General features: G+C 54.5%; 17 protein-coding genes. 4 read left to right on the top strand and 13 right to left on the bottom strand.

The genetic code is table 11. From position 1 onward, the window contains the following. Positions 1-2: 2 nt before the first annotated feature. Complete coding sequence (locus ACQE2I_RS08175; protein ID WP_427031100.1) at positions 3-1,352, bottom strand: Na+/H+ antiporter family protein; 1,350 nt, start codon at positions 1,350-1,352, stop codon at positions 3-5. Between the two features lie 191 nt (positions 1,353-1,543). Between ACQE2I_RS08175 and ACQE2I_RS08170 the strand changes: the two genes are divergently transcribed. Together ACQE2I_RS08170 and ACQE2I_RS08165 are read left to right on the top strand one after the other, a co-directional pair. Further along, the gene (locus ACQE2I_RS08170) at positions 1,544-2,752 is read left to right on the top strand and encodes an MFS transporter (protein ID WP_427031099.1); all 1,209 of its coding nucleotides are present in this window, start codon (positions 1,544-1,546) and stop codon (positions 2,750-2,752) included. 292 nt (positions 2,753-3,044) lie between these two features. Then, positions 3,045-5,021 carry a cation:proton antiporter gene (locus ACQE2I_RS08165; RefSeq protein ID WP_427031098.1) on the top strand — a complete coding sequence of 659 codons (1,977 nt, stop codon included), beginning with the start codon at positions 3,045-3,047 and terminating at the stop codon, positions 5,019-5,021. A 2-nt stretch (positions 5,022-5,023) separates the two neighbouring features. Here ACQE2I_RS08165 and ACQE2I_RS08160 read toward each other — a convergent pair whose 3' ends face one another. From ACQE2I_RS08160 to ACQE2I_RS08150, 3 genes are read right to left on the bottom strand one after another with little or no spacing between them, the layout of a single operon-like run. Next, on the bottom strand, positions 5,024-5,947 hold the full coding sequence (locus ACQE2I_RS08160; RefSeq protein ID WP_427031411.1) for a metal ABC transporter permease: 924 nt from the start codon (positions 5,945-5,947) through the stop codon (positions 5,024-5,026). 17 nt (positions 5,948-5,964) lie between these two features. Continuing rightward, the gene (locus tag ACQE2I_RS08155; protein WP_427031097.1) at positions 5,965-6,792 is read right to left on the bottom strand and encodes a metal ABC transporter ATP-binding protein; all 828 of its coding nucleotides are present in this window, start codon (positions 6,790-6,792) and stop codon (positions 5,965-5,967) included. Positions 6,793-6,798: 6 nt separating this feature from the next. Next, positions 6,799-7,719, bottom strand: coding sequence for a metal ABC transporter solute-binding protein, Zn/Mn family (locus ACQE2I_RS08150; RefSeq protein ID WP_427031096.1), 921 nt, complete (start codon positions 7,717-7,719; stop codon positions 6,799-6,801). Between the two features lie 159 nt (positions 7,720-7,878). Here ACQE2I_RS08150 and mntR point away from each other — a divergent pair, with 159 nt between their 5' ends. Continuing rightward, complete coding sequence (mntR, locus tag ACQE2I_RS08145; RefSeq protein ID WP_427031094.1) at positions 7,879-8,358, top strand: manganese-binding transcriptional regulator MntR; 480 nt, start codon at positions 7,879-7,881, stop codon at positions 8,356-8,358. Positions 8,359-8,534: 176 nt separating this feature from the next. On the opposite strand, the gene moaA is transcribed toward mntR, so the two are convergent. The 8 genes from moaA to ACQE2I_RS08105 all read right to left on the bottom strand — a co-directional run bounded on the left by moaA (position 8,535) and on the right by ACQE2I_RS08105 (position 19,234). Beyond that, complete coding sequence (moaA, locus tag ACQE2I_RS08140; protein ID WP_427031092.1) at positions 8,535-9,524, bottom strand: GTP 3',8-cyclase MoaA; 990 nt, start codon at positions 9,522-9,524, stop codon at positions 8,535-8,537. A 114-nt stretch (positions 9,525-9,638) separates the two neighbouring features. Next, positions 9,639-10,901: a molybdopterin molybdotransferase MoeA gene (locus ACQE2I_RS08135; RefSeq protein WP_427031091.1), complete on the bottom strand. Its 1,263-nt coding sequence runs from the start codon at positions 10,899-10,901 to the stop codon at positions 9,639-9,641. After that, the gene (gene moaB, locus ACQE2I_RS08130; RefSeq protein ID WP_427031090.1) at positions 10,898-11,476 is read right to left on the bottom strand and encodes a molybdenum cofactor biosynthesis protein B; all 579 of its coding nucleotides are present in this window, start codon (positions 11,474-11,476) and stop codon (positions 10,898-10,900) included. Before moaB ends, ACQE2I_RS08135 begins: the two co-directional genes overlap by 4 nt. 35 nt (positions 11,477-11,511) lie before the next feature. Beyond that, the gene (locus ACQE2I_RS08125; protein ID WP_427031089.1) at positions 11,512-12,351 is read right to left on the bottom strand and encodes a peptidylprolyl isomerase; all 840 of its coding nucleotides are present in this window, start codon (positions 12,349-12,351) and stop codon (positions 11,512-11,514) included. A gap of 39 nt (positions 12,352-12,390) precedes the next feature. Beyond that, positions 12,391-13,074 carry a respiratory nitrate reductase subunit gamma gene (narI, locus tag ACQE2I_RS08120; protein WP_427031088.1) on the bottom strand — a complete coding sequence of 228 codons (684 nt, stop codon included), beginning with the start codon at positions 13,072-13,074 and terminating at the stop codon, positions 12,391-12,393. Between the two features lie 13 nt (positions 13,075-13,087). Next, positions 13,088-13,900: a nitrate reductase molybdenum cofactor assembly chaperone gene (gene narJ / locus ACQE2I_RS08115; protein WP_427031087.1), complete on the bottom strand. Its 813-nt coding sequence runs from the start codon at positions 13,898-13,900 to the stop codon at positions 13,088-13,090. Continuing rightward, entirely contained in the window at positions 13,893-15,455 is a 1,563-nt protein-coding gene (narH, locus tag ACQE2I_RS08110; protein WP_427031086.1) for a nitrate reductase subunit beta, read from the bottom strand. Before narH ends, narJ begins: the two co-directional genes overlap by 8 nt. After that, positions 15,452-19,234 (bottom strand): nitrate reductase subunit alpha, encoded by a 3,783-nt coding sequence (locus tag ACQE2I_RS08105; protein WP_427031085.1) that lies wholly within the window; start codon positions 19,232-19,234, stop codon positions 15,452-15,454. The genes narH and ACQE2I_RS08105 overlap by 4 nt, the downstream gene beginning before the upstream one ends. Before the next feature lie 284 nt (positions 19,235-19,518). Between ACQE2I_RS08105 and ACQE2I_RS08100 the strand changes: the two genes are divergently transcribed. Next, the gene (locus ACQE2I_RS08100) at positions 19,519-19,965 is read left to right on the top strand and encodes an Rrf2 family transcriptional regulator (protein WP_350359628.1); all 447 of its coding nucleotides are present in this window, start codon (positions 19,519-19,521) and stop codon (positions 19,963-19,965) included. 6 nt (positions 19,966-19,971) lie between these two features. On the opposite strand, the gene ACQE2I_RS08095 is transcribed toward ACQE2I_RS08100, so the two are convergent. Beyond that, positions 19,972-21,183 (bottom strand): NnrS family protein, encoded by a 1,212-nt coding sequence (locus ACQE2I_RS08095; RefSeq protein ID WP_427031084.1) that lies wholly within the window; start codon positions 21,181-21,183, stop codon positions 19,972-19,974. Positions 21,184-21,334 lie beyond the last annotated feature (151 nt).

Here is a 21,334-nt window from a genome sequence, read left to right as displayed (position 1 = left end):
CTTTAAAGCATCATCGCCGCTAGCCAGCCAAAACCCACTAACGGAATGTTGTAGTGCAAAAACGTCGGCACGACGCTGTCCCACATATGATCATGCTGACGGTCAACGTTAAGACCAGAGGTTGGCCCCAAGGTTGAATCAGACGCGGGTGAACCAGCATCACCCAGCGCCGCGGCCGTGCCAACCAACACAACGGTCGCCATGGGCGAGAAGCCAAACTGTACCGCCAAGGGTACAAAAATCGCGGCGATAATCGGAATGGTCGAGAACGACGAACCGATGCCCAGAGTAATAAACAGCCCGACCAGCAGCATCACCAACGCCGCCAAACCACGGTTATCACCAAAGAGCGCGAAGGCGCCCGACACCAGCGCATCAATCTCTCCGGTGGTTTTCATTACTTCCGCAAAGCCCGCAGCAGAAATCATGATGAAACCGATCAGCGCCATCATACGCATACCGCTGGTAAACAGATCATCCGCTTCACGCCATTTAAAGATCCCGCCCATTGAAAGCAGGCCAATCCCTACCAAGCCACCTAATATCATTGAGCCGCTATAAAGCTGCAGACCAAGTGCCGCAACGATCGCCACTCCCGACATTACTAACCCCAGCATATGTGGCTGAGCAGGTGTATGCCCTTCCATCACATTAGCGTTAGCAATATCTTGGGCCTGGTATTCTCGCGGACGCCGATAGCTCCAAAATAGCGCAACGATTAACCCCAGCGCCATACCGCCTACGGGTATCGCCATCGCCATCGGCACCATGCCACGAGTAATTTCCAACCCTAACGGCTCCCCGGCGCTATTTAAATTGGCCAACAAAATGTCATTAAGGAAGATCGCCCCAAACCCTACCGGCAGCAGCATATAAGGCGCCGTTAAACCAAAGGTGAGGGCGCACGCTACCGCACGGCGATCCAACTTTAAGCGGTTCATTACGCTTAACAGCGGCGGAATCAACACGGGAATAAAGGCAATATGCACCGGAATCGCATTCTGTGAAGAGATCGCCACCAGCAATACCGCCATGAGCAGCAACATTTTGACCCGCGCCTGCTGCGTGGCAGTAGCCTCTTCTTGACCCAGCAGCTTAATCAAACGATTAGCCAGCATATCCGGCAATCCAGAGCGGGAGATCGCCACCGCGAAGGCGCCTAAGGTGGCATAAGCCAGCGCCACTTGCGCCCCACCGCCTACGCCTTGATTAAAGGCGTCCAGGGTTTGTTCTAATGACAACCCACCCACTAAGCCGCCGACTAGGGCGCCTACCACCAAAGCAAATACCACTGAAACGCGCGCAAGTGACAGTGCCACCATCACTAGCACGGCAAGAATTACTGCATTCATGAAGATCCCTAGAGCTATTGAGAGGTCATTAACGGCGAAGAAAGCGGATTTTAGCAGATTAAAAGTGTAAATCTAAATTACGCCACTCATATCAGCATTATTATACTAGGCAGCGTATTGGGTAGCTTCTAAACACTCACTAGCCATGCGATAGTAAGCGAACTGTAAGCCTGCAAATAAAAGAGAACACTATGGCTCTCGCTCGCCATCATGCGCTGCTACTGATTATATTAGGAAGTTTGGTTATTTCCACTGCCATGGGCTTGCGCCATGGCTTTGGGCTCTTTATGGAGCCCCTAAGCAGTGAGCTAGGCTGGGGGCGCGGCGTGTTCGCTTTCGCACTAGCCCTACAGAATTTGGTTTGGGGCATATCGCAACCTTTCACCGGCGCCCTGGCGGATCGTTTCGGAGCCGCAAGGATTATCGTTGTGGGCGGCTTGTTATATGCAATAGGGTTGCTATTTATGAGCCTCTCGACCTCGGTATTAGGCATGACGGTCAGCGCCGGGTTATTGATTGGTCTTGGTCTTTCGGGGACGACATTCTCAGTCATTTTAGGCGCCGTTGGCCGCGCTGTGGCGCCTGAAAAACGCAGTATGGCCATGGGCATTGTCAGTGCAGCTGGCTCATTCGGGCAATTTGCCATGCTGCCCGGAACGCTTGGCTTGCTACAGTGGCTTGGCTGGGCGGCGGCGCTGCTGGCAATGGCGGCTATCGCGACCATTATCATTCCGCTGGGAGCCATGTTGCGTGATAAACCCTCAGCCAAAACCACCACCGATTTAAGCTTGAAAGATGCGCTCAACGAAGCAGCAGGTCAAAAAGGGTTTTGGCTGCTCTGTCTGGGATTCTTTGTTTGTGGCTTTCAGGTAGTTTTCATTGCTGTCCACCTGCCCGGCTATCTGTTTGATAACGGTCTAGCGGTACAGGTAGGAACAACGGTATTGGCACTAGTAGGGCTGTTTAACATTGTCGGCACCTATACCGCAGGCTGGATGGGGGGCATCTGGTCCAAACCCAAGCTGTTGACTTGGCTCTATTTGATTCGTGGCATAGTGATTACGGCGTTTATATATTTACCGCTTAGTCCTATCAGTGCTTATATTTTTGGTATTGCTATCGGGCTGCTATGGCTCTCTACCGTACCGCTGACTAATGGCATTGTGGCTTCAGTATTTGGTGTACGTCATCTTTCCATGCTGGGAGGCATCGTCTTTCTGTTTCACCAGTTAGGGTCTTTTATGGGCGTATGGCTAGGCGGCTATTTTTATGATCTTACCGGCCACTACAACACAGTATGGCAGCTTGCCATTGTGCTCTCGGTAGTGGCCGCTGCATTGCATTGGTCTATCAGTGAAAAGCCGCTGGAACGTGGTGTTTTAACCAAGGCAACCCTATGAACATCTCCATAGCTTTTACCTCTCTACTATTTGCAGCTGCCTTGATGGGCGTTTTGGCATTAGCATGGTGGGGGTGGCAAAACCTGGATCCATCGCTTCTGCTATTGGGTAGTCGGCTTTGTTGAACACACGTTCTGCTACTGAAATACAGGCTAATCGCTAATTTCGCCACTTTGTATTGTGCTTTTAACCTTCGCACTGTTTGATTCGCGGAGTTCTGCTGATTGCTTGCCAAAACCTGCATCTAAAAATGTTTGGTTAACACATTTGATTAAGAAAGGATTTAATATTGATGCTGGAACAAACGCTGGTACAAACACTGATACTTCTGGGTGTCACCGTTTTTATCGTTCTTTTGTTTCAGCGTTTGCGCATCCCTCCTAGTTTAGCCTACCTCCTCGTTGGGGTTATTTTAGGTTCACATACTGCGGGTCCGGCATTAGAGGAAACTCACATCCGGATGATTGCAGAATTCGGCATCGTTTTTTTATTGTTTACCATTGGCCTAAGCTTTTCACTACCGCAAATTTACGCTTTGCGACATACCATTTTGGGGTTGGGGACTGCACAGGTCGCTGTGACAACTGCGGCTATTACGCTATTAGCGTGGTGGATAGGTCTACCAATTGCAGCCGCTTTTGTGGTCGGTGCGGTATTTACTCAATCGTCGACCACGATCATCAGTAAACAATTAATGGAACAAGGTGAGAGCCAGACCCGGCACGGCCGTTTGGGTACTACCATGTCAGTTTTTCAAGATATAACAGCCGTACCTTTTGTTGTTGTTATTCCTGTATTGGGAGCGGTTGCAGCTAGTGAGGTCGCCGGGGCGCTGGGGTTTGCATTATTAAAGGCGCTCGCCGCATTCGTTATAGTGTTGGTCTCCGGTCGTTACGTTTTGAAACCCCTTTTCCATATAGTAGCTGAGCGACGCTCAGCAGAGCTTTTCACTCTTACCGTCTTATTTGTCTCATTAGTAGCTGCATGGACAACCAATACGCTAGGCCTCTCCATGGCCTTTGGGGCATTTCTCGCTGGCATGGTTTTAGGCGAAACTGAGTTCAGACACCAAATTGAAACGACCATAAGACCGTTTCGTGATGTTTTATTAGGCCTTTTCTTCATAAGCATTGGCATGCTGGTTGAGCCAGCTCTACTCCCTGATATCTGGCAAGCAGCATTGCTAGGCGCGCTAGCATTATTAACGATAAAAATGCTGATAGTGACTTTAATCGTGCGATTTTCCGGTATAGATATGCAAACGGCTTTTCGTACAGGCATCACCCTCGCGGTAGGGGGAGAGTTTGGCTTTGCTCTTCTTTCTATCGGCTTAGAAGGAAATATAATTGATACTCATGCGGCGCAAATAGCACTTACGTCTGTGCTCTTTTCAATGATTGCAGCGCCGTTTCTTATTCGCTACAACCAACCAATAGCAGCTTGGCTATTCAAAGACAGAGGACAGCGTCATCTACATGATGCCGACCGTCCCGACGCCAATAACCATTATCAACATCATGTCATCATCTGTGGTTATGGGCGCACTGGCCAAGTGATTAGCCGTTTTCTTGAACACGAAGCCATTCCCTTCGTCGCGCTGGATATGGATCCCACCATCGTCAAAGAGGCGCGCTTAGCAGGCCACCCCGTGTTTTATGGCGATGCCTCTGACTCTGTAACGCTCGAAAGCATTGGTATCGGCCAGTCAACACTGGTGATTATCGGTCATGACGACAGAACAGCAGCGTTACGTACACTTCAGCATATTAAAAATGTTAACTCCAATCTGCCTGTTGTGGTGCGCACGCGCGACGAATCTGGGACCGAGGAGTTACGTGAGGCAGGGGCAACCGAAGTCATCCCTGAAACTCTTGAAAGCGGCATGGTAATGGCGATGCATTCTTTACTTGCTTTGAATGTCCCCATGTGGCGCGTAACGCAGCGTCTACAAGAACAACGCATACATCGCTACCCTATGCTGAAAGAGCTTTTTCGCGGCAATCTTGAAAGGCTCAATGAGGAGGATAATGAGCAAGTGGAGCGCTTACACTCCGTGCTGATTGAGGAGGGCAGCCCTTGTCTCGGAAAAAAACTAAGGCAATATGATTTTGAATCGCTAGAAATCACCGTTACCGCGTTAGTGAGAAACGGTGAGCGACTTCGCTACACTATGGATGAAACGGAGTTATCCAAAGAGGATGTAGTGGTACTACTGGGCACGCCAGAAGCTCTTGAGAAAGCGGAAAGACAGCTTAAAGGAGTGTTTTAACGTTAACCCATATACCTACGGCGCCACTGACGCACCAGCACACCTTGCTTGGGCGAGAACAGCAGCGCCATAAAGAACCAGCTTGTCGCCACCAATACAATGGAGCCACCAGAAGCAACGTCTAACATCACAGAAAGCCACAGCCCTATGACTGCCGAGCTAACCCCCACCCCCACTGATATTAGCATCATGGTTTTAAAGCGATCAGTGAGTAGATGTGCCGTTGCACCTGGGGTGATCAGCATCGCCACAACCAGGATAATACCGACGGTTTCCAGGCTGGCCACAATGGTCAGCGTTAGCAGCAGAATTAATCCGTAGTGAATCACGCTGGTATTAAAGCCCAATGCCTGAGCCTGCTGAGGGTCAAAGGCGTAAAGCAGCAGTGGCCGATAAGCCAGCCACACCACCAGTAGAGCAATCACGCTGGCCACTAACGTCAGCAGCAGCGCCGACTGCTGAACGCCCAACACATTGCCAAACAAAATATGCATCAAGTGCGTGCTAGAGGCGATTTTGCTAATAATCACAATGCCCAGCGCAAAAGCGCCGGTGAACATCAGCCCCATGGCCGCGTCAGACTTTATCCGCGTGTGGCGCTCAATAGCGCCGATCCCCACCGAGGTCAGCGCACCGGTAATAAAAGCGCCAATAAAAAACGGCCAGCCCAATAGGTAGGCAATCGCCACTCCCGGCAGCACTGCATGGGAGATCGCATCCCCCAGCAGCGACCAGCGCTTAAGCACCACGTAGCAGGATAAAATGCCGCAAATGGAGCCCACCAGCACCGAGGTTAATAAAGCGCGCTGCATAAAGGCGTACTGGAAGGCATCCGAGACTCTGCCAGGCAATAGGTTGACGATAGCCATCAGCGCTGCAATCAGTCCACTCACCAACGCATCGCCCAACAGACCAGCTGCCACCATGAATTCGGCCACTTCGTTTACCCCCTGGCTGCCGTGAATGAAGTTGCTTGAGCATGTGGCGTATCATTTGCCGACTGTTCGATAGAGCTCACCGCCAATTCGGCCAGTTTAGCATCGCTGAGCATCTCGTCAGGCGAACCGGTACCGCGGATAAAGCGGTTGATCAACACCACATGATCAACGTGCCGGCGCGCACCGGGCATATCATGAGTGACCATAATTACCGTACGCCCGGCTTCTCGTTCCTTTGCCAATACGTTTAAAATTAACCGCTCGCTAGGCGGATCAACCCCCGCCAGCGGTTCATCCAGCAGTAAAATATTGGCCTGTTGAGCGAGCGTACGAGCCAGCAACACGCGCTTCTTCTGCCCTCCAGAGAGCGCGCCAATCGGGCATTCAGCCAGCGCCAGCATATCCACCGCTTCTAGTGCGCTATGTACCGCCTCGGCATGCCGAGGATGGTACCAACGCGATGGAAGCAGACGCCGCCATAAACGATCTGAACGCATATGCCCGTAGCGGCCGCCCATGACGGTCTCCCAAACCGACACAGGAAAATCCCACTCAATCGCTTCGCGCTGCGCCATGTAGGCGATATGCCCGGCTTTTCGGTGCGTTGCGATGGGCTCATCAAACGCCTGCACCTTGCCTCGTAGCGCCTTCATGCTTCCGGTAAGCACATGAAACAGTGTCGATTTCCCCGCGCCATTCGGACCTACAATGGCGGTCCATTTACCTGCAGGGAACTGGAGCGTAATGTTTTCCAGCACGGGCTGGCGTTGATAAGCCGCGTAAAGCCCCTTGATATCAATCGCTACGGGGGCATCGCCAACGGTGGTTGCCATGATCGTTTACTCAGTTGCCAATGTTTGGCGCAACAGCTCAACGTTGTGGCGCATCATGGTGAAGTAATCGCCTGCTTCAGCGTCAGGTTCGCTGAGCGAATCGACATACAGCGGCCCGGCCACCTTAACACCGGTATCGCGTGCCAGGCTGGTGACATGCCGGTCAGAAATCGTACTTTCCCAAAACAGTGCCGCCGGTTGGCGTTCATTAATCATATCGACCACACGCATTAACTGGCGGGGCGAGCCTTCGGTTTCGGCGTTAGTGCCCCAGATGCCATCGTGCTCAAATTGGTAGGCATCAGAGAAGTATAAAAACGCGGCTTCGCTACTCAGCAGAACACGGTGCTCTTTAGGTATGGCTTCTAAATGTTCTTGAAGCTCTTCGTGCAGCGCACTGAGTTCGTCACTAGTCGCTTTAGCACGCGCCTGAAAATCTTCGGCTTCCTCAGGCAAGGCCTTGGCAAGTTCATCGGCAATCACTTGCACATACGCCGCCGCTGCCCGTGGGTCCATCCATAAATGCGGGTCGGTATCGCCCGTTAAATCACCGGTCGCAATAGATTGCGTGGGATAGCCCGAAGCTTCCGCGACAGGTACTAGCGGCGAGCCGTCTATCACCGTGGCTTCTACCTGAGGCATCCACTGCTCAAGCTGATAACCGTTGTAAAACACCACGTCTGCCGTCTCTAACGCAGCGAAGTTACTAGGGGTTAATTCCCACTCGTGCACTTCAGCGCCAATCGGCGTTAGCACCGAAACGTTGGCATCGTCCCCCGCCACTCGGGTGACTAGGTCACCGAGCACAGAAAAGGTAACGGCCACATTCAGGGGAGACGAGGCGTCATCTTTAGGCTCAGCACTGGCCATTGTGGCACCTAGCCATAGCGGTAGGCTTAGAACCATACCAAGTTTGCGCTTAACCACTGAGTCTCTCCTTTTTGCATTACCGATAAGTAGACTGTAGCTTAATAAAAAAGCTTTGTGCAAACAGTTTAGCCTTGGCTAACAATTATGCATAGAAATAGTCTACTATCTCAACGATGATCCAATGATTGTTCCCACTGCCTCCGATATAATTTGCCAATGACTGATTCTAATCCGAACGCCTCATTGTCCGCCCCAAGCACTCCTGGTGATGCCCTGCCACCCGTTGAGCAGCACGCTCAGCAGTATGCAACGGTGCGCAATGCCCATGAAACCGAGCTAATTGAAGACTACGTTGAGCTAATTGGCGACTTGCTGGCGCATCGCGGTGAAGCGCGCGCAGCGGATATTGCCAATCGCATGGCGGTCAGCCAAGCGACGGTATCGAAGATGATTCGACGTTTAAACGAGTTGGAATTGGTCACCAGCAAACCCTATCGCTCGCTGTTTTTGACCGAAGCAGGCCAAAAAATGGCGGAAACCTCACGCACTCGCCACGATATTGTGCTGCATTTTTTGCGCGCTCTTGGGGTTAAGGATGGTACTGCGCGCATTGATGCCGAGGGTATGGAGCACCATGTTAGCGATGAAACCCTCGCGATCATGCAGCGCTTTACTGAACAGCAGCAGAACAAATAAGCCCGCTCATTGCCGGAAACAGCGCAGATGGTTCACTTGTGTAATGGCGCAACCGCATAAGAGCAGCCACGAATCCTGAAAGGTATCTGTTCGGGTGGAATGACTATCAGCTTCCCCACACATTAGCAGACATCCCCAGCTGCCCTATCGCAGTAGCGTTTTCAATACCGGTTGCACTAACCGCCAGTTGCATTCATGAACCGCAAAACCTGAACCTCACCATCGGTCGTAAAGTAATGGCGCTCTGGCTTTTTCTCCATTGCTGCCACAATGCTAGCTTTAAGCCGCTGGATGTCACCCGGATAACGTCGCATTACGGCGCGTAAATCTACCGAATGCTCATTGCCCAAGCAAAGCAGTAGCCGTCCTTCCGCCGTCACTCGAACACGATTACAGGCAGCACAGAAATTGTAGCTATGGGGAGAGATAAAGCCAATGCGCGACTGGCTATCCACCATGCGATAATAACGGGATGGTCCTAGGGTGGTCTCGGTAGTGGGTAGGAGTTGGTAATGGTTTTCTATGGTCTCGCGTACCGCATCGGTGGAAAGAAAGGTCTCACTGCGGTTATGCTCACTGATAGCGCCTAGCGGCATTTCCTCGATAAAGCTGATATCCACTTGTTCATCCCGGGCAAAGTTTACCAAGTCGATAATTTCGTCGTCATTACGCCCCTTAAGCAATACGGCGTTGAGCTTAATCGACTGAAAACCAGCGCGGTGTGCGGCACGGATACCCGTGATCACTTGGTTTAAGTCACCTGTTCGGGTTAATGCTTTAAAGCGCTCGGGCTTGAGCGAGTCAAGGCTAATATTGAGCCGATCCAGCCCGCCTTGCCGCAAAGCATCGGCATGTTTGACCAGCCCTGAACCATTGGTGGTCATCGCTAGCTCGCCCAGGCCTTCCAACTTACCAAGTTTTTGCACTAGCATTAGCACGCCTTGGCGTACTAACGGCTCCCCACCGGTTAGACGGATTTTCTCTACGCCCAGCTCAACGAATGCCCGCGACAGCGTAGCTATTTCTTCAAGGGTAAGCAGTTGGGCACGAGGCAGGAAGGTCATCTCCTCGGCCATGCAATACACACAGCGAAAGTCACAACGATCCGTTACAGATATACGTAGGTACCGCACCGTACGGCCAAACCCATCGACCAAGGCGCTCATGGTGAGGGCTCCTCTACTTGAGAACTGACCAGCTGTATGTGTGGCTTATGGTATGAAGACATACCCTCTCCTATAAGAGAAAACGAGGTCAGTGGCCACGATAGGAAAAGTGGTTCAAGCGGCGAACTGATTGATGGGGTAGTAGTGATACGCCTTCCCTTCTGCCACATCGGTTTCGGAGTTAATCATTAAATAACCATCAGCTTGGCTAGCCGCACTGAGCATATGCGAGCCCTGCCCACCCGCTAACTGCGCCACGGGACTCCCCTGTGACCAATCCAACACTACCCGTAATAGCTCGCAGCGCCCTTTGGGCCCACGCTGAGAAAAGCCCGCTTTGACTGGAAAACACTGTAGCGAAGCTAAGTGTCGACCCTGCATAGCATGGATAAACGGCAGCGCCAGCAGTTGCCAGCCCACCAGAGAGGCCACGGGATTACCCGGCAGCGCCATTAACGGTGTGCAAGTGGAAGGCTCCGCGCCTAGATAACCGAATGCAAAGGGCTTTCCGGGTTTCATCGCAACACCATGAAAATGTAGCCCACCGCGCTGCTCAATCACCGGACGAACGTGATCCTCCTCGCCTACCGAAACGCCACCGGTGCATATCACCACATCTGCAATGGCTTGTGCGTGCTCAAAGGCCTGGTGCAATGACTGTGACGAATCAGCGATGACGCCCAGATCCAGTACATCGCACTGCGCTTGTGCTAGCAGTACGTTAAGCATGGCGCGATTGCTGTCGTATATCTGCCCCGGAGATCGCACCGTGCCTGGGGCAATCAGCTCGTCGCCGGTTGAGAGCAGTGCCACCCGTAGGCGCCGCTTGACGGCAACGATATTGATCCCGTGGCTTGCCAGCAGCGCAATCGACGCTGCGTCAAGAAACTTACCAGCAGCGAGTAGCGGGGTTCCCATACGGGTCTCCTCGCCTTGACGGCGAATATTAGCGCCTAGCACCAAGCTGCCCCCGAGGTGTATATGCCCACGCTGATCAAGTGTCACCCGCTCTTGAGGCACCACAATATCCGCCCCTATGGGTACCGGCGCGCCGGTGAAAATACGCGCGCTGCCCCCTTTCGGTAGCAGCATGACACCTGCGCCAGCTGGCACGCGCTGGAGAATGGGTAGACCTACACTGGGAGGTGCCGCTTGGTAATCAGCCAAACACAGCGCGTAACCATCCATAGCGCTATTGTCCACCCCCGGCATATCGAGAGGGGCCACTACCGTTTCTGCCAGCACTCGCCCCGCCGACTGTTCAAGGGAGACATTTTCTACGGCATTAATCGGCGTGGCTGCGTCGATAACTCGTTGGCGTGCATCAAATAAGCCTAACAACCCAGGCGTGACGATGTCTGCGCAGTGACAGTTCATAAGCATTCCGAAACATGAGACGTCGTTTCTACTTGACGACCGCTACAAGCAGGAGCAGAAGGCAACACCATTGCTACAAAGTTGCAGGGCCGAGTACGGGAGTCCAACTGCAATGAGATGATTTTTTCCCACGCCAATTCACATGCTTTGGGCGAACCGGGCATTGCAAACAGCAGTGTCTGGTTGGCAACCCCCGCCACCGCCCGAGATTGAATAGTCGACGTGCCAATCGTTTGCAGAGAGTAGTAGCGAAACAGCTCGCCATACCCCTCAATTGCTTTGTCAAAAAGAGGAACTAACGCCTCAGGTGTGGTATCGCGAGCAGTGAAGCCCGTACCGCCATTCACCAGAATCGTCTGAATTTCGTTACGCGCAATCCATTCCGAAACCACGACACGAACCTGATAAACATCATCAGGCACAATGCGCCGCTCCATTAGGTTATGACCGCTTTCAATAAGATGCGCGGCGAGTAAATCACCACTGCCATCTTGATCGAATCCACGCGTATCGGAAACGGTTAACACCGCGATGCCAAGCGGAGTGAAAAGTACATCTACAGGAACATGGGACATCAAGCCTCTCCTATTAGCTTTCCTAGTGCATCAAGCTATTGCATCAAGCTGCCGCCAGCATCGTCATCCAGAACAATCCCTGCGACGCCTATTTCACTCTCTAGCGCCAGCAAATAGTGGCGTAACGCGCGTCGCGTCGCCTGCTCCCGCAGACTATGGCGCACCCGGCCAATAACTTGATCAAAAGGCAACGCCCTACCTTCTCGTCGTTCGTCAATACTCACCACGTGCCAGCCATAGCGAGACGCCAAGGGGCGCTCGTGTAGCCCTTCGGGCAAGTGCTGCAAAGCGCGATCCAACTCCGGAACAGTCTGCCCTGGCACCAGCCAGCCCAAATCACCATCCAGCTCTTTTGAAGGGCACGCGGAGTGGTGTTGAGCAAATTCGGCAAACCGTTCGGGTATCTGATTGAGTTTTTCGAGTAGCTTTTCGCCAAGCTGATACGCTTCGTCGCGACCCAGGGAGTCATCCGGCGCTGCCGCGAGCAGGATATGCCGAACGCGTAACTGGGTCGGTTCGCTGAAGCGCTCACGGTGGGTGTCAAAAAAGCGCTGGCAATCGGCTTCCCCCGGTTCCGGCACCTCGAGCTCCTGTTCGAGCAAGGCAGCAATCGCCGCATCCTCCTGTGCTTCGCTAATTTCCTGTTCTCCGCTAGCTTCCTGTGCCGATAGTAGCCCCAGGACGCTAGCACGCTGGCGAAGCAGCTCTCTGACCACCAACGCACGGGCTGCCTGAAGCTGGGCTTCCCCCGCCGTTTCGGCGGGGTGGTACTGCATCTCTAATGCAATCGTTGCTTCATCGATAGGGGTGTCGCCGACGCGTACCAGGGGCGCAGCAGCGCCCCCGGGTAGCTGTTCGATATCAATCATCTGCATGTTATTTCTCCTCTAGGCCTGGCCGAGCACAAACAGTTTTTAGCCACGACGGCGGACAAGCTGATAGCGCCGGGTCACATAGCCAAACGGCGCACTCCACACATGCACCAGCCGCGAAAACGGGAACAACAGGATGATGGTCAGGCCAAGGAAGATATGCAGCTTGTAGATCCACGACACTTCCTGCATGTAGTCCGCCGCGCCGCCGCTGAAGAACACAATCGACTGTGCCCAGCTGGAGAGCGTCAGCATCATTTCACCATCCATATGGCCTAGCGAGAAGATAATGGTCACCATGCCAAGGCACGCCTGCAAGACGATCAAACCCAGGATCAAGGTATCCATCATGCTCGACGACGCCTTTACGCGTGGGTTGAACAATCGCCGATAGAGCAACATGGCGCCGCCCACCACGCACATGGCACCCGCGACACCGCCGACCACGATGGCAATCAGCTGCTTGGTTCCGGCGTGTAGGAAGGCTGCATAAACCCAGTGCGGTGTGAGCATACCCACCAGATGGCCGAAGAAGATGACGATAATCCCGATATGAAACAAGTTGCTGGCCAGGCGCATGTTTTTCGAGGACAACATTTGGCTAGAGCCGGTCTTCCAGGTGAACTGGCCCTGGTCGTAGCGCATTAGGCTGCCGACGAGGAACACCGTACCGGCTAGGTAGGGGTAATAGCCGTAGATAAGATGTTGCAGGTATTCCATAAACATGGCGATTCTCCTATTAACGATCGGCGGAAGGAGCGGAAGAGGCATTTAAAGACGGAGCAGGCATAATGCGTACCGGCTGGCTCTGAACGGCGTGTTTGCGCTCTGCCAAGCGGCGACCTTCAGCAGACTGCAGCGCGCAGTCCTCGTCAGAGGTCGCTGAGAAACGCACCGCTTCTTCTTCCCATACGGCGTCCAATGCTTCGGGGGTGTTGTCCGGTGCTTCTTTTTTGACCTGGGGCCGATGCTCCTCGACATCACCCTCAGCGCCGATTAACGCCAATAGTGACAGCGGTACCAGGGCGTGATCCGCTCCCCGCTCCTCCAGCCGTGCGGTCAGCAACGCCAGGATATGGCGTATTTCGCCCAGCCAGCGGCCGATCTCGGCGTCGTCGCACAGCGAAAGGTACTCAAGGAACACTGGTAGATGATCGGGCAGTTCACGGGCATCCAACTCGAAGCCGGCCGCGCTGTACTCAGCCATGAGATCCACCATGGCCTGACCACGATCACGGGACTCGCCGTGAACGTGCTCGAATAGCAGCAGCGACGTAGCCCGCCCCTTATCGAACATGGCGACGTACTCGGCCTGCAGCTCAAGCAAGTCGCCCTCTTGGAGACGCTGGCACCACGCCATTAGCGACGATTTGAGAGCCGCCCCCAGGCGGCGCTCGGCATTGAGAATTTCGATGAGCTCGCCGCTGGCATCCTGCAGTTCTTGAGTCGGGTAATCGAGCAGGCGGGCCAGTACGCGTAGGCTACGCATACCCTGTAGCGGTTCGAACGACGGCTCTACCGGAGTAGGCGATTGGGTAGCGGCTTCAGTCATGACGAGACTCCTCAAGTTGTGGCTGCGGGTCGAAGACCTCTACCGGTTTTACCAAAACGCTGGTCTGCTTACGGCCATTGAACAGGCTGGGCTGGCTCTCACCGTGGCAACCATCACCAAAGGTAAAACCGCATCCTCCGCGTTCTGGGAAGGCTTCAGTGGCCATTTCCCGATGGCTGGTGGGGATTACAAACCGATCCTCGTAGTTGGCAATGGCCAGGTAGCGGTACATCTCCTCTACCTGGGCGACGCTCAGCCCCACGGCATCGAGCACGTCGGCGTTGGGGGCACCCTCCACGTGCTTGCTGCGCATGTAGACACGCATTGCCATTAAGCGCTTGAGTGCCAACACCACGGGCTCCTCTTCACCAGCGGTCAACAGGTTAGCCAGGTACTTCACGGGAATTCGCAGCGATTCGATCTTGGGCAGGATGCCATCGAACTCGACATCTCCCGCCTCTGCGGCGGACTGAATCGGTGACAGCGGCGGCACGTACCACACCATCGGCAGCGTGCGGTATTCCGGGTGCAGCGGCAGCGCCAGCCCCCAGTCGATGGCCATCTTGTAGACCGGTGAGGCCTGGGCGGCTTTGATGACGTTATCCTGGATGCCATCCCGCTTGGCCTGGGCAATCACTTCCGGATCGTTAGGATCTAGGAAAATCTCGCACTGGCGGTGGTAGAGGTCACGCTCGTCGGGAGAGCTTGCCACCTCCTCGATACGATCAGCGTCATACAGCAGCACGCCGAGATAGCGAATGCGGCCCACACAGGTCTCGGAGCAGATGGTCGGCTGCCCTGCCTCGATACGCGGGTAGCAGAAGATACACTTCTCGGACTTACCGCTTTTCCAGTTGTAGTAGATCTTCTTGTAGGGGCAGCCGGAGATACACATACGCCAGCCACGGCACTTGTCCTGGTCGATTAGCACGATGCCGTCCTCTTCCCGCTTGTAGATCGCACCACTGGGGCAAGCCGCTACACAGGTTGGGTTCAAGCAGTGCTCGCACAGACGCGGCAGGTACATCATGAAGGTGTTTTCGAACTGGCCGTAAATATCTGCCTGCACCTTGTCGAAGTTGGCGTCTTTGCGCCGCTTGGCGAACTCGGTGCCAAGAATCTCTTCCCAGTTCGGGCCCCACTCGATCTTTTTCATACGCTGACCGGAAATCAGCGAGCGCGGACGCGCCACCGGCTGGTGCTCACCGATCTTGGCGGTATGCAGGTGTTGGTAGTCGAAAGTGAACGGCTCATAGTAGTCATCCATCTCGGGCAGGTCGGGGTTGGCGAAAATGTTCGCCAGCACCCGCCATTTGCCACCAATACGCGGTTCAATCCGACCGTCGTTACGGCGCATCCAGCCGCCCTTCCACTTGGCCTGGTTCTCCCACTCTTTGGGATAGCCGATACCGGGCTTGGTCTCGACATTGTTGAACCAGGCGTACTCCATACCTTCGCGGCTGGTCCAGACATTTTTGCAGGTCACCGAACAGGTGTGGCAACCGATACACTTATCAAGGTTGAGAACCATGCCTACCTGGGAACGAATTTTCATTTCACGGCCTCCTGAACGCTGTCATTGCCTTCACCATCCAGCCAGTCAACGTGTTTCATCTTGCGCACTAACACGAACTCATCGCGATTTGAGCCGACGGTGCCGTAATAATTAAAACTGTAAGAGAGCTGCGCGTAGCCGCCGATCATGTGGGTTGGCTTGGGGCAGACACGGGTGACCGAGTTGTGAATACCGCCCCGCGTACCGGTGACCTCAGAGCCAGGCACGTTCACGTTGCGCTCCTGGGCGTGGTACATCATCACCATGCCCGCCTTGACCCGCTGGCTGACCACTGCCCGCGCGGCAATCGAGCCGTTGGCGTTGTAGACCTCGATCCAGTCGTTGTCCTCGATCTCTATCTCTGCTGCATCTGCCTCGGAGAGCCACACCACCGGGCCGCCTCGGTTGAGCGTCAACATCAGCAGGTTGTCCGAGTAAGTGGAGTGGATGCCCCACTTCTGGTGCGGCGTGAGGAAGTTCAGCGCCTTGCTCTTGAAGCCGTTGTCGGCGGGAAGCGTGAAGCCTTTGGCCGCCTTGGTATCGATGGGCGGACGATAGACCAGCAGGCTTTCGCCGAAAGCGCGCATCCAGGCATGATCCTGATAGAACTGCTGACGACCGCTAACGGTGCGCCAGGGAATCAGCTCATGAACGTTGGTGTAACCGGCGTTGTAGGAGACGTGCTCGTCTTCCAGGCCTGACCAAGTGGGGCTGGAAATAATCTTACGCGGCTGGGCGACGATATCGCGGAAGCGAATTTTTTCATCAAACTTGGGCGTTGCCAGATGGGTGTGGTCACGCCCGGTAATCTTGGAGAGCGCATCCCACGCCTTTACCGCCACTTGGCCATTGGTTTCCGGTGCCAGGGTCAGAATCATCTCAGCGGCATCGATAGCGCTGTCGATCAATGGGCGGCCTTTATGTGGGCCATCCAACTTGCGATGGTTGAGTTTGCCCAGCAGCTCGACTTCAGCGTCGGTATTCCAGGCGATGCCCTTGCCACCGTTACCTATGCTTTCCAGCAGCGGCCCTACGGAGGTGAAGCGCTCATAGGTTTCGGGATAGTTACGCTTGACCTCAATCAGTGATGGCATGGTCTTGCCGGGAATCGGCGCGCATTCGCCCTTCTTCCAATCCATCACCGCCGGCTGGGCCAGTTCCCCTGGCGAGTCGTGCTGCATCGGCAGTGTGACCAAGTCGGTCTCTTCGCCCAGGTGGCCTACACACACCTTGGAGAACGCCTTGGCAATACCCTTGTAAATATCCCAGTCGCTGCGCGATTCCCAAGCGGGGTCGGTGGCGGCAGTCAACGGGTGGATAAAGGGGTGCATGTCAGAGGTGTTAAGGTCGTCCTTCTCATACCAGGTCGCCGTGGGCAGCACGATATCCGAGTAGAGGCAGGTGGTGGACATACGGAAATCCAGCGTCACCAGCAGGTCGAGTTTGCCTTCCGGCGCCTCATCACGCCATACCACTTCTTCGGGCTTCTGGCCGCCAAAGTCGCCCAGGTCTTTGCCCTGAATACCGTGGCGAGTACCCAGCAAGTACTTGAGCATATACTCATGGCCCTTACCGGAGCTGCCCAGCAGGTTGGAGCGCCAGATGAACATATTGCGCGGGAAGTTCTCCGGTGCATCCGGGTCTTCCGCTGCAAAGCGCAGTTCACCGCTCTTGAGCTGCTGAACGGCATAGTCGGCAGTAGACATGCCCGCCGCTTCGGCTTTTTTCGCTAGGCGTAGCGGGTTAGTGTCCAGTTGTGGTGCTGACGGCAGCCAGCCCATGCGCTCAGCACGCACGTTAAAGTCAATCAGGCTGCCGGGGTAATCCTCGGCCTTGGCCAACGGCGAAAGAATCTCTTTGATCTCCAGCTTCTCGTAGCGCCACTGGGAGGAGTGACTGTAAAAGAACGAGGTGGAGTTCATATGACGCGGCGGACGCTGCCAGTCGAGGCCAAAGGCCAAAGGCGTCCAGCCAGTCTGCGGACGCAGTTTTTCCTGTCCCACATAGTGGGCCCAGCCGCCACCGCTCTGACCGATACAACCACACATGACCAGCATGTTAATCAGGCCGCGGTAGTTCATGTCCATGTGGTACCAGTGGTTCATACCGGCACCGACGATGATCATGCTACGGCCGTTGGTTTTATGGGCGTTGTCGGCAAACTCACGGGCAATACGGGTGCACTGCTCTGCCGAGACACCGGTGATTTTCTCCTGCCACGCGGGGGTATAGGGGCGAATCTGATCAAACGAGGTCGCGCCATCATCTTCGCCGTCGCCGACAAAGCCACGGTCGATACCGTAGTTGGCACACATCAGATCAAAAACGGTGACCGCTAGCATTTCGCTGCCATCGGCTCTCTTCAAGCGTTTGGCGGGCAAATTGTGGAACAGTAAGTCATCGGCGGCGCCAACACCGGCGCCTTTTACGTGCTCAAAGTGCTCGTGCTCGATGCCACCGAAGTAAGGGAACGCTACGCGCGCGACGCTATCGTGGTGGTTGACCAAACTTAGTAGTGGCTTTATTTCAGTGCCTGCGGCGTCCAGCGATTCCAGGTTCCACTTGCCCACTTCGTCGCCGGTTTCGCCCCAGCGGAAACCGATTGAACCGCGTGGTACCACCAACTGATCACGGGTTTCGTCCCAGGCAACGGTTTTCCACTCGGGATTGTTTTCTTGACCCAAGGCAGCATCAAAATCGCTGGCACGCAGTTGGCGTCCCGGTGCGAAGCTGCCATCTTCACGCACTTCAAGTTCCACCAGGAACGGCATGTCGGTATAGCGGCGCACATAGTCGGTGAAATAGGCACTCGGGTTATCGAGATGGAACTCTTTGAGGATGACGTGGCCCATGGCCATCGCCAGGGCGGCATCGGTGCCCTGCTTGGCGGACAGCCATTCGTCGGTGAGTTTGGAAACTTCGGCATAATCCGGGGTGATCGAGACCGTCTTGGTGCCTTTGTAGCGCACTTCGGTAAAGAAGTGGGCATCCGGGGTACGCGTCTGGGGTACGTTGGAGCCCCAGGCGATAATGTAGCCTGAGTTGTACCAGTCTGCAGACTCAGGAACGTCGGTCTGCTCGCCCCAGGTCATTGGCGAGGCCGGCGGCAAGTCGCAGTACCAGTCGTAGAAGCTCATGCAGACGCCGCCAATTAGCGAGAGGTAGCGACTACCCGCTGCGTAGCTGACCATCGACATGGCAGGAATCGGCGAGAAGCCGAGAATACGGTCGGGGCCGTACTGCTTGGCGGTGTAAACGTTAGAGGCCGCCACCAGCTCGTTGAGCTCGTCCCAATTACCGCGAACGAAGCCGCCCATGCCGCGAGCACGCTTATACTGTTTGGTTTTGGCGGGGTCTTCGACAATCGACGCCCAGGCGTCTACCGGATCGGGGTTAGCCTTCAGCGCTTCGCGCCATAGCGCCAGCAACGGCTTGCGGATCAACGGGTACTTGAGGCGGTTAGCGCTGTACAGATACCAGGAGTAGCTGGCGCCGCGGGGGCAGCCACGGGGTTCATGGTTAGGCAGGTCGGGACGGGTACGGGGATAATCAGTCTGCTGGGTTTCCCAGGTGACTAAACCGTTCTTAACGTAGATCTTCCAGCTACAGGAGCCGGTGCAGTTCACCCCGTGGGTGCTACGCACTACCTTGTCGTGTTGCCAGCGGGCACGGTAACTATCTTCCCACTGGCGGGATTCGCTGCGTAGTTCGCCGTGTTCGTTGGCAAAAGGCTCGCGGGACTTGCGAAAGAAATTCAGCCGATCTATGAAGTGACTCATGGTCGATCTCCAGGCTCCTCGGAAATTTGCATACCCGTCAGTGCGGGTTCCATGGAGTGGATTCTGCGTGATCGACAAGCGAATTACTGCGTGATTACCTCCATATACACCCTGTCTACCCCCAAGGTGATAGAGCGGCCAACGTAAAGGAATAGACGCTGGGTGTTGTTGAAATTACACCGTGCGCCGCGCGCCAGTGTTGGCTTTTCTCATTGCAACTTACTGAACATTCATACAACATACTTGTTTAATAACTAGCTAGCCCTCGGAGCAAAGCTCACTCCATGCATCTCACCCGATTTACCGATTATTCGATACGCGTATTGATTTTTCTCGCTGTAAAGGGAGAAAAGCGCTCAACTATTAATGAGATCGCAGAGACCTTTGATATCTCCCGCAATCATTTGATGAAAATCGTTCAGGAGCTTAGTCAGAAGAACTACGTTACCGCTATTCGTGGCAAGAATGGCGGCTTACTGCTGACACGTGACCCCGCAACCATTGGGTTAGGCGAGCTGGTACGCGAGATGGAAAATGACATGGCGTTAGTGGAGTGCTTTCATAGCGACAATGCCTGCATCATTACACCAGCATGTCGCCTTCAACCGATTCTTAATGATGCACTGTCAGCATTTCTAGACGTGCTCGACCGCTACACATTGGCCGACCTGCTGGGCAGTCAACAATCTCAACTGGCGCAACTTATGCGCATTCCTACCGTTAGCGCTTAGCACTCACTAGCCATCCTGCCCGTCGACTCTTGCCTGCATCAAAGGCCATGTGTAGTGCACAAGAAATATTACGTAGGCCACGCACCAGAAGATGATGCTCAGCGTATAGGTCCAGTGAGTGATCTGGGGAAATAACACCAAGACGGGTGAGCGCACCAAGGCGGCTATTAGCATTAAGCCCAGCGCCACACCAATACCGGGCAAAGTGCGTATGGGGCGGCCCGTATGACCTAGCGAAACCCTGGCCATCATGGCCAGCATCATGGTGCCCATGCCACCAATGGTCAGGGCGTGCACGGCAAGTTCAACGCGCATCAGCCCCATGAGTGCCAAGACCCACATGATAAGCCCTAGCGGAATGCAGGCGTAGCTGCCGTGCAGCCCCCAAAGTAAAGGTTCACGCCAGCTATGTAACCCACCCCAACGCGCCATGCGAACAGTGTTGGCCAACGCCGCTAAGAGCATCACTCCCCCCATTAATAAAGCAGGAATGGCAACCCCCAACATGATGACCAACTGCAGCACGACTACGCCAGCCGTATTCACCAGCGTCACCCCTTCGAGCAAAGCAATAGGTTCAGGTTTGGTGCGGCCCAAACGATTGGCAGTGAACATGGCAATCACACGTCCGCCCATTACGGTCATCATCAGTGTGATTAACAGTACGGCCAAGTAGGCGGCTTGGCGGATCAGCTCGGCGTCACCCTGCATCACCCCTAAGTGCATCGCCAGGTTAGCCGTGGCAAACAGCAACAGCACAGGTATAAAGATCAAGTTGCGCCAACGCTTTGCGGTAATAACCAGACGCGCCATAGTAATGGCGACCACTGGAAGAAATGCAAGGTCAACCGCCAGCAGCAGCCATCCTGGCAAATCCATGGGAAAAGCCATCAGCACTCTACCCAATAGCCATAGCACCACCAGACCCAGTAGCGGCGCGCCGCTTAAGCTCGGCAATCCGGTCCAGTTGCGTACGGCAGTAAGCAAAAATCCCGCTACCACCGCCGTGGCAAAGCCAAACAGCATCTCATGCTGATGCCAGAACACCAGGCCTCCATAAGGTCGCAGCAAAATATTGCCGTGCCAGAAGCCCAACCACACCAATAGGGACACCACGCTAAACAGCGCGGCCAGCAGAAAGAAGGGCCGAAAAGCCAGACGCATTAATGGCAGATGCTCAACCTTAGAAGCAGGCTGGGATGAGGTGGTCGTTGGCATGGCGTAATCCCGACTAAATTACTTGGAAATATGATTGTGCGCCTAGCCATCAACAAAGACCATGACATGTATCAAAAATACATCTTATGGCTGGCGTTTATAGACCCAAGGCATTAAGATTCATTTTAAATACTTCTTAATATGCCGAGGG

Source organism: Halomonas sp. H2, assembly GCF_050215315.1.
Lineage (GTDB): Bacteria > Pseudomonadota > Gammaproteobacteria > Pseudomonadales > Halomonadaceae > Vreelandella.
Note: the sequence above shows the minus strand (reverse complement) of the source record. Positions and strands in the feature narration are given on the sequence as shown.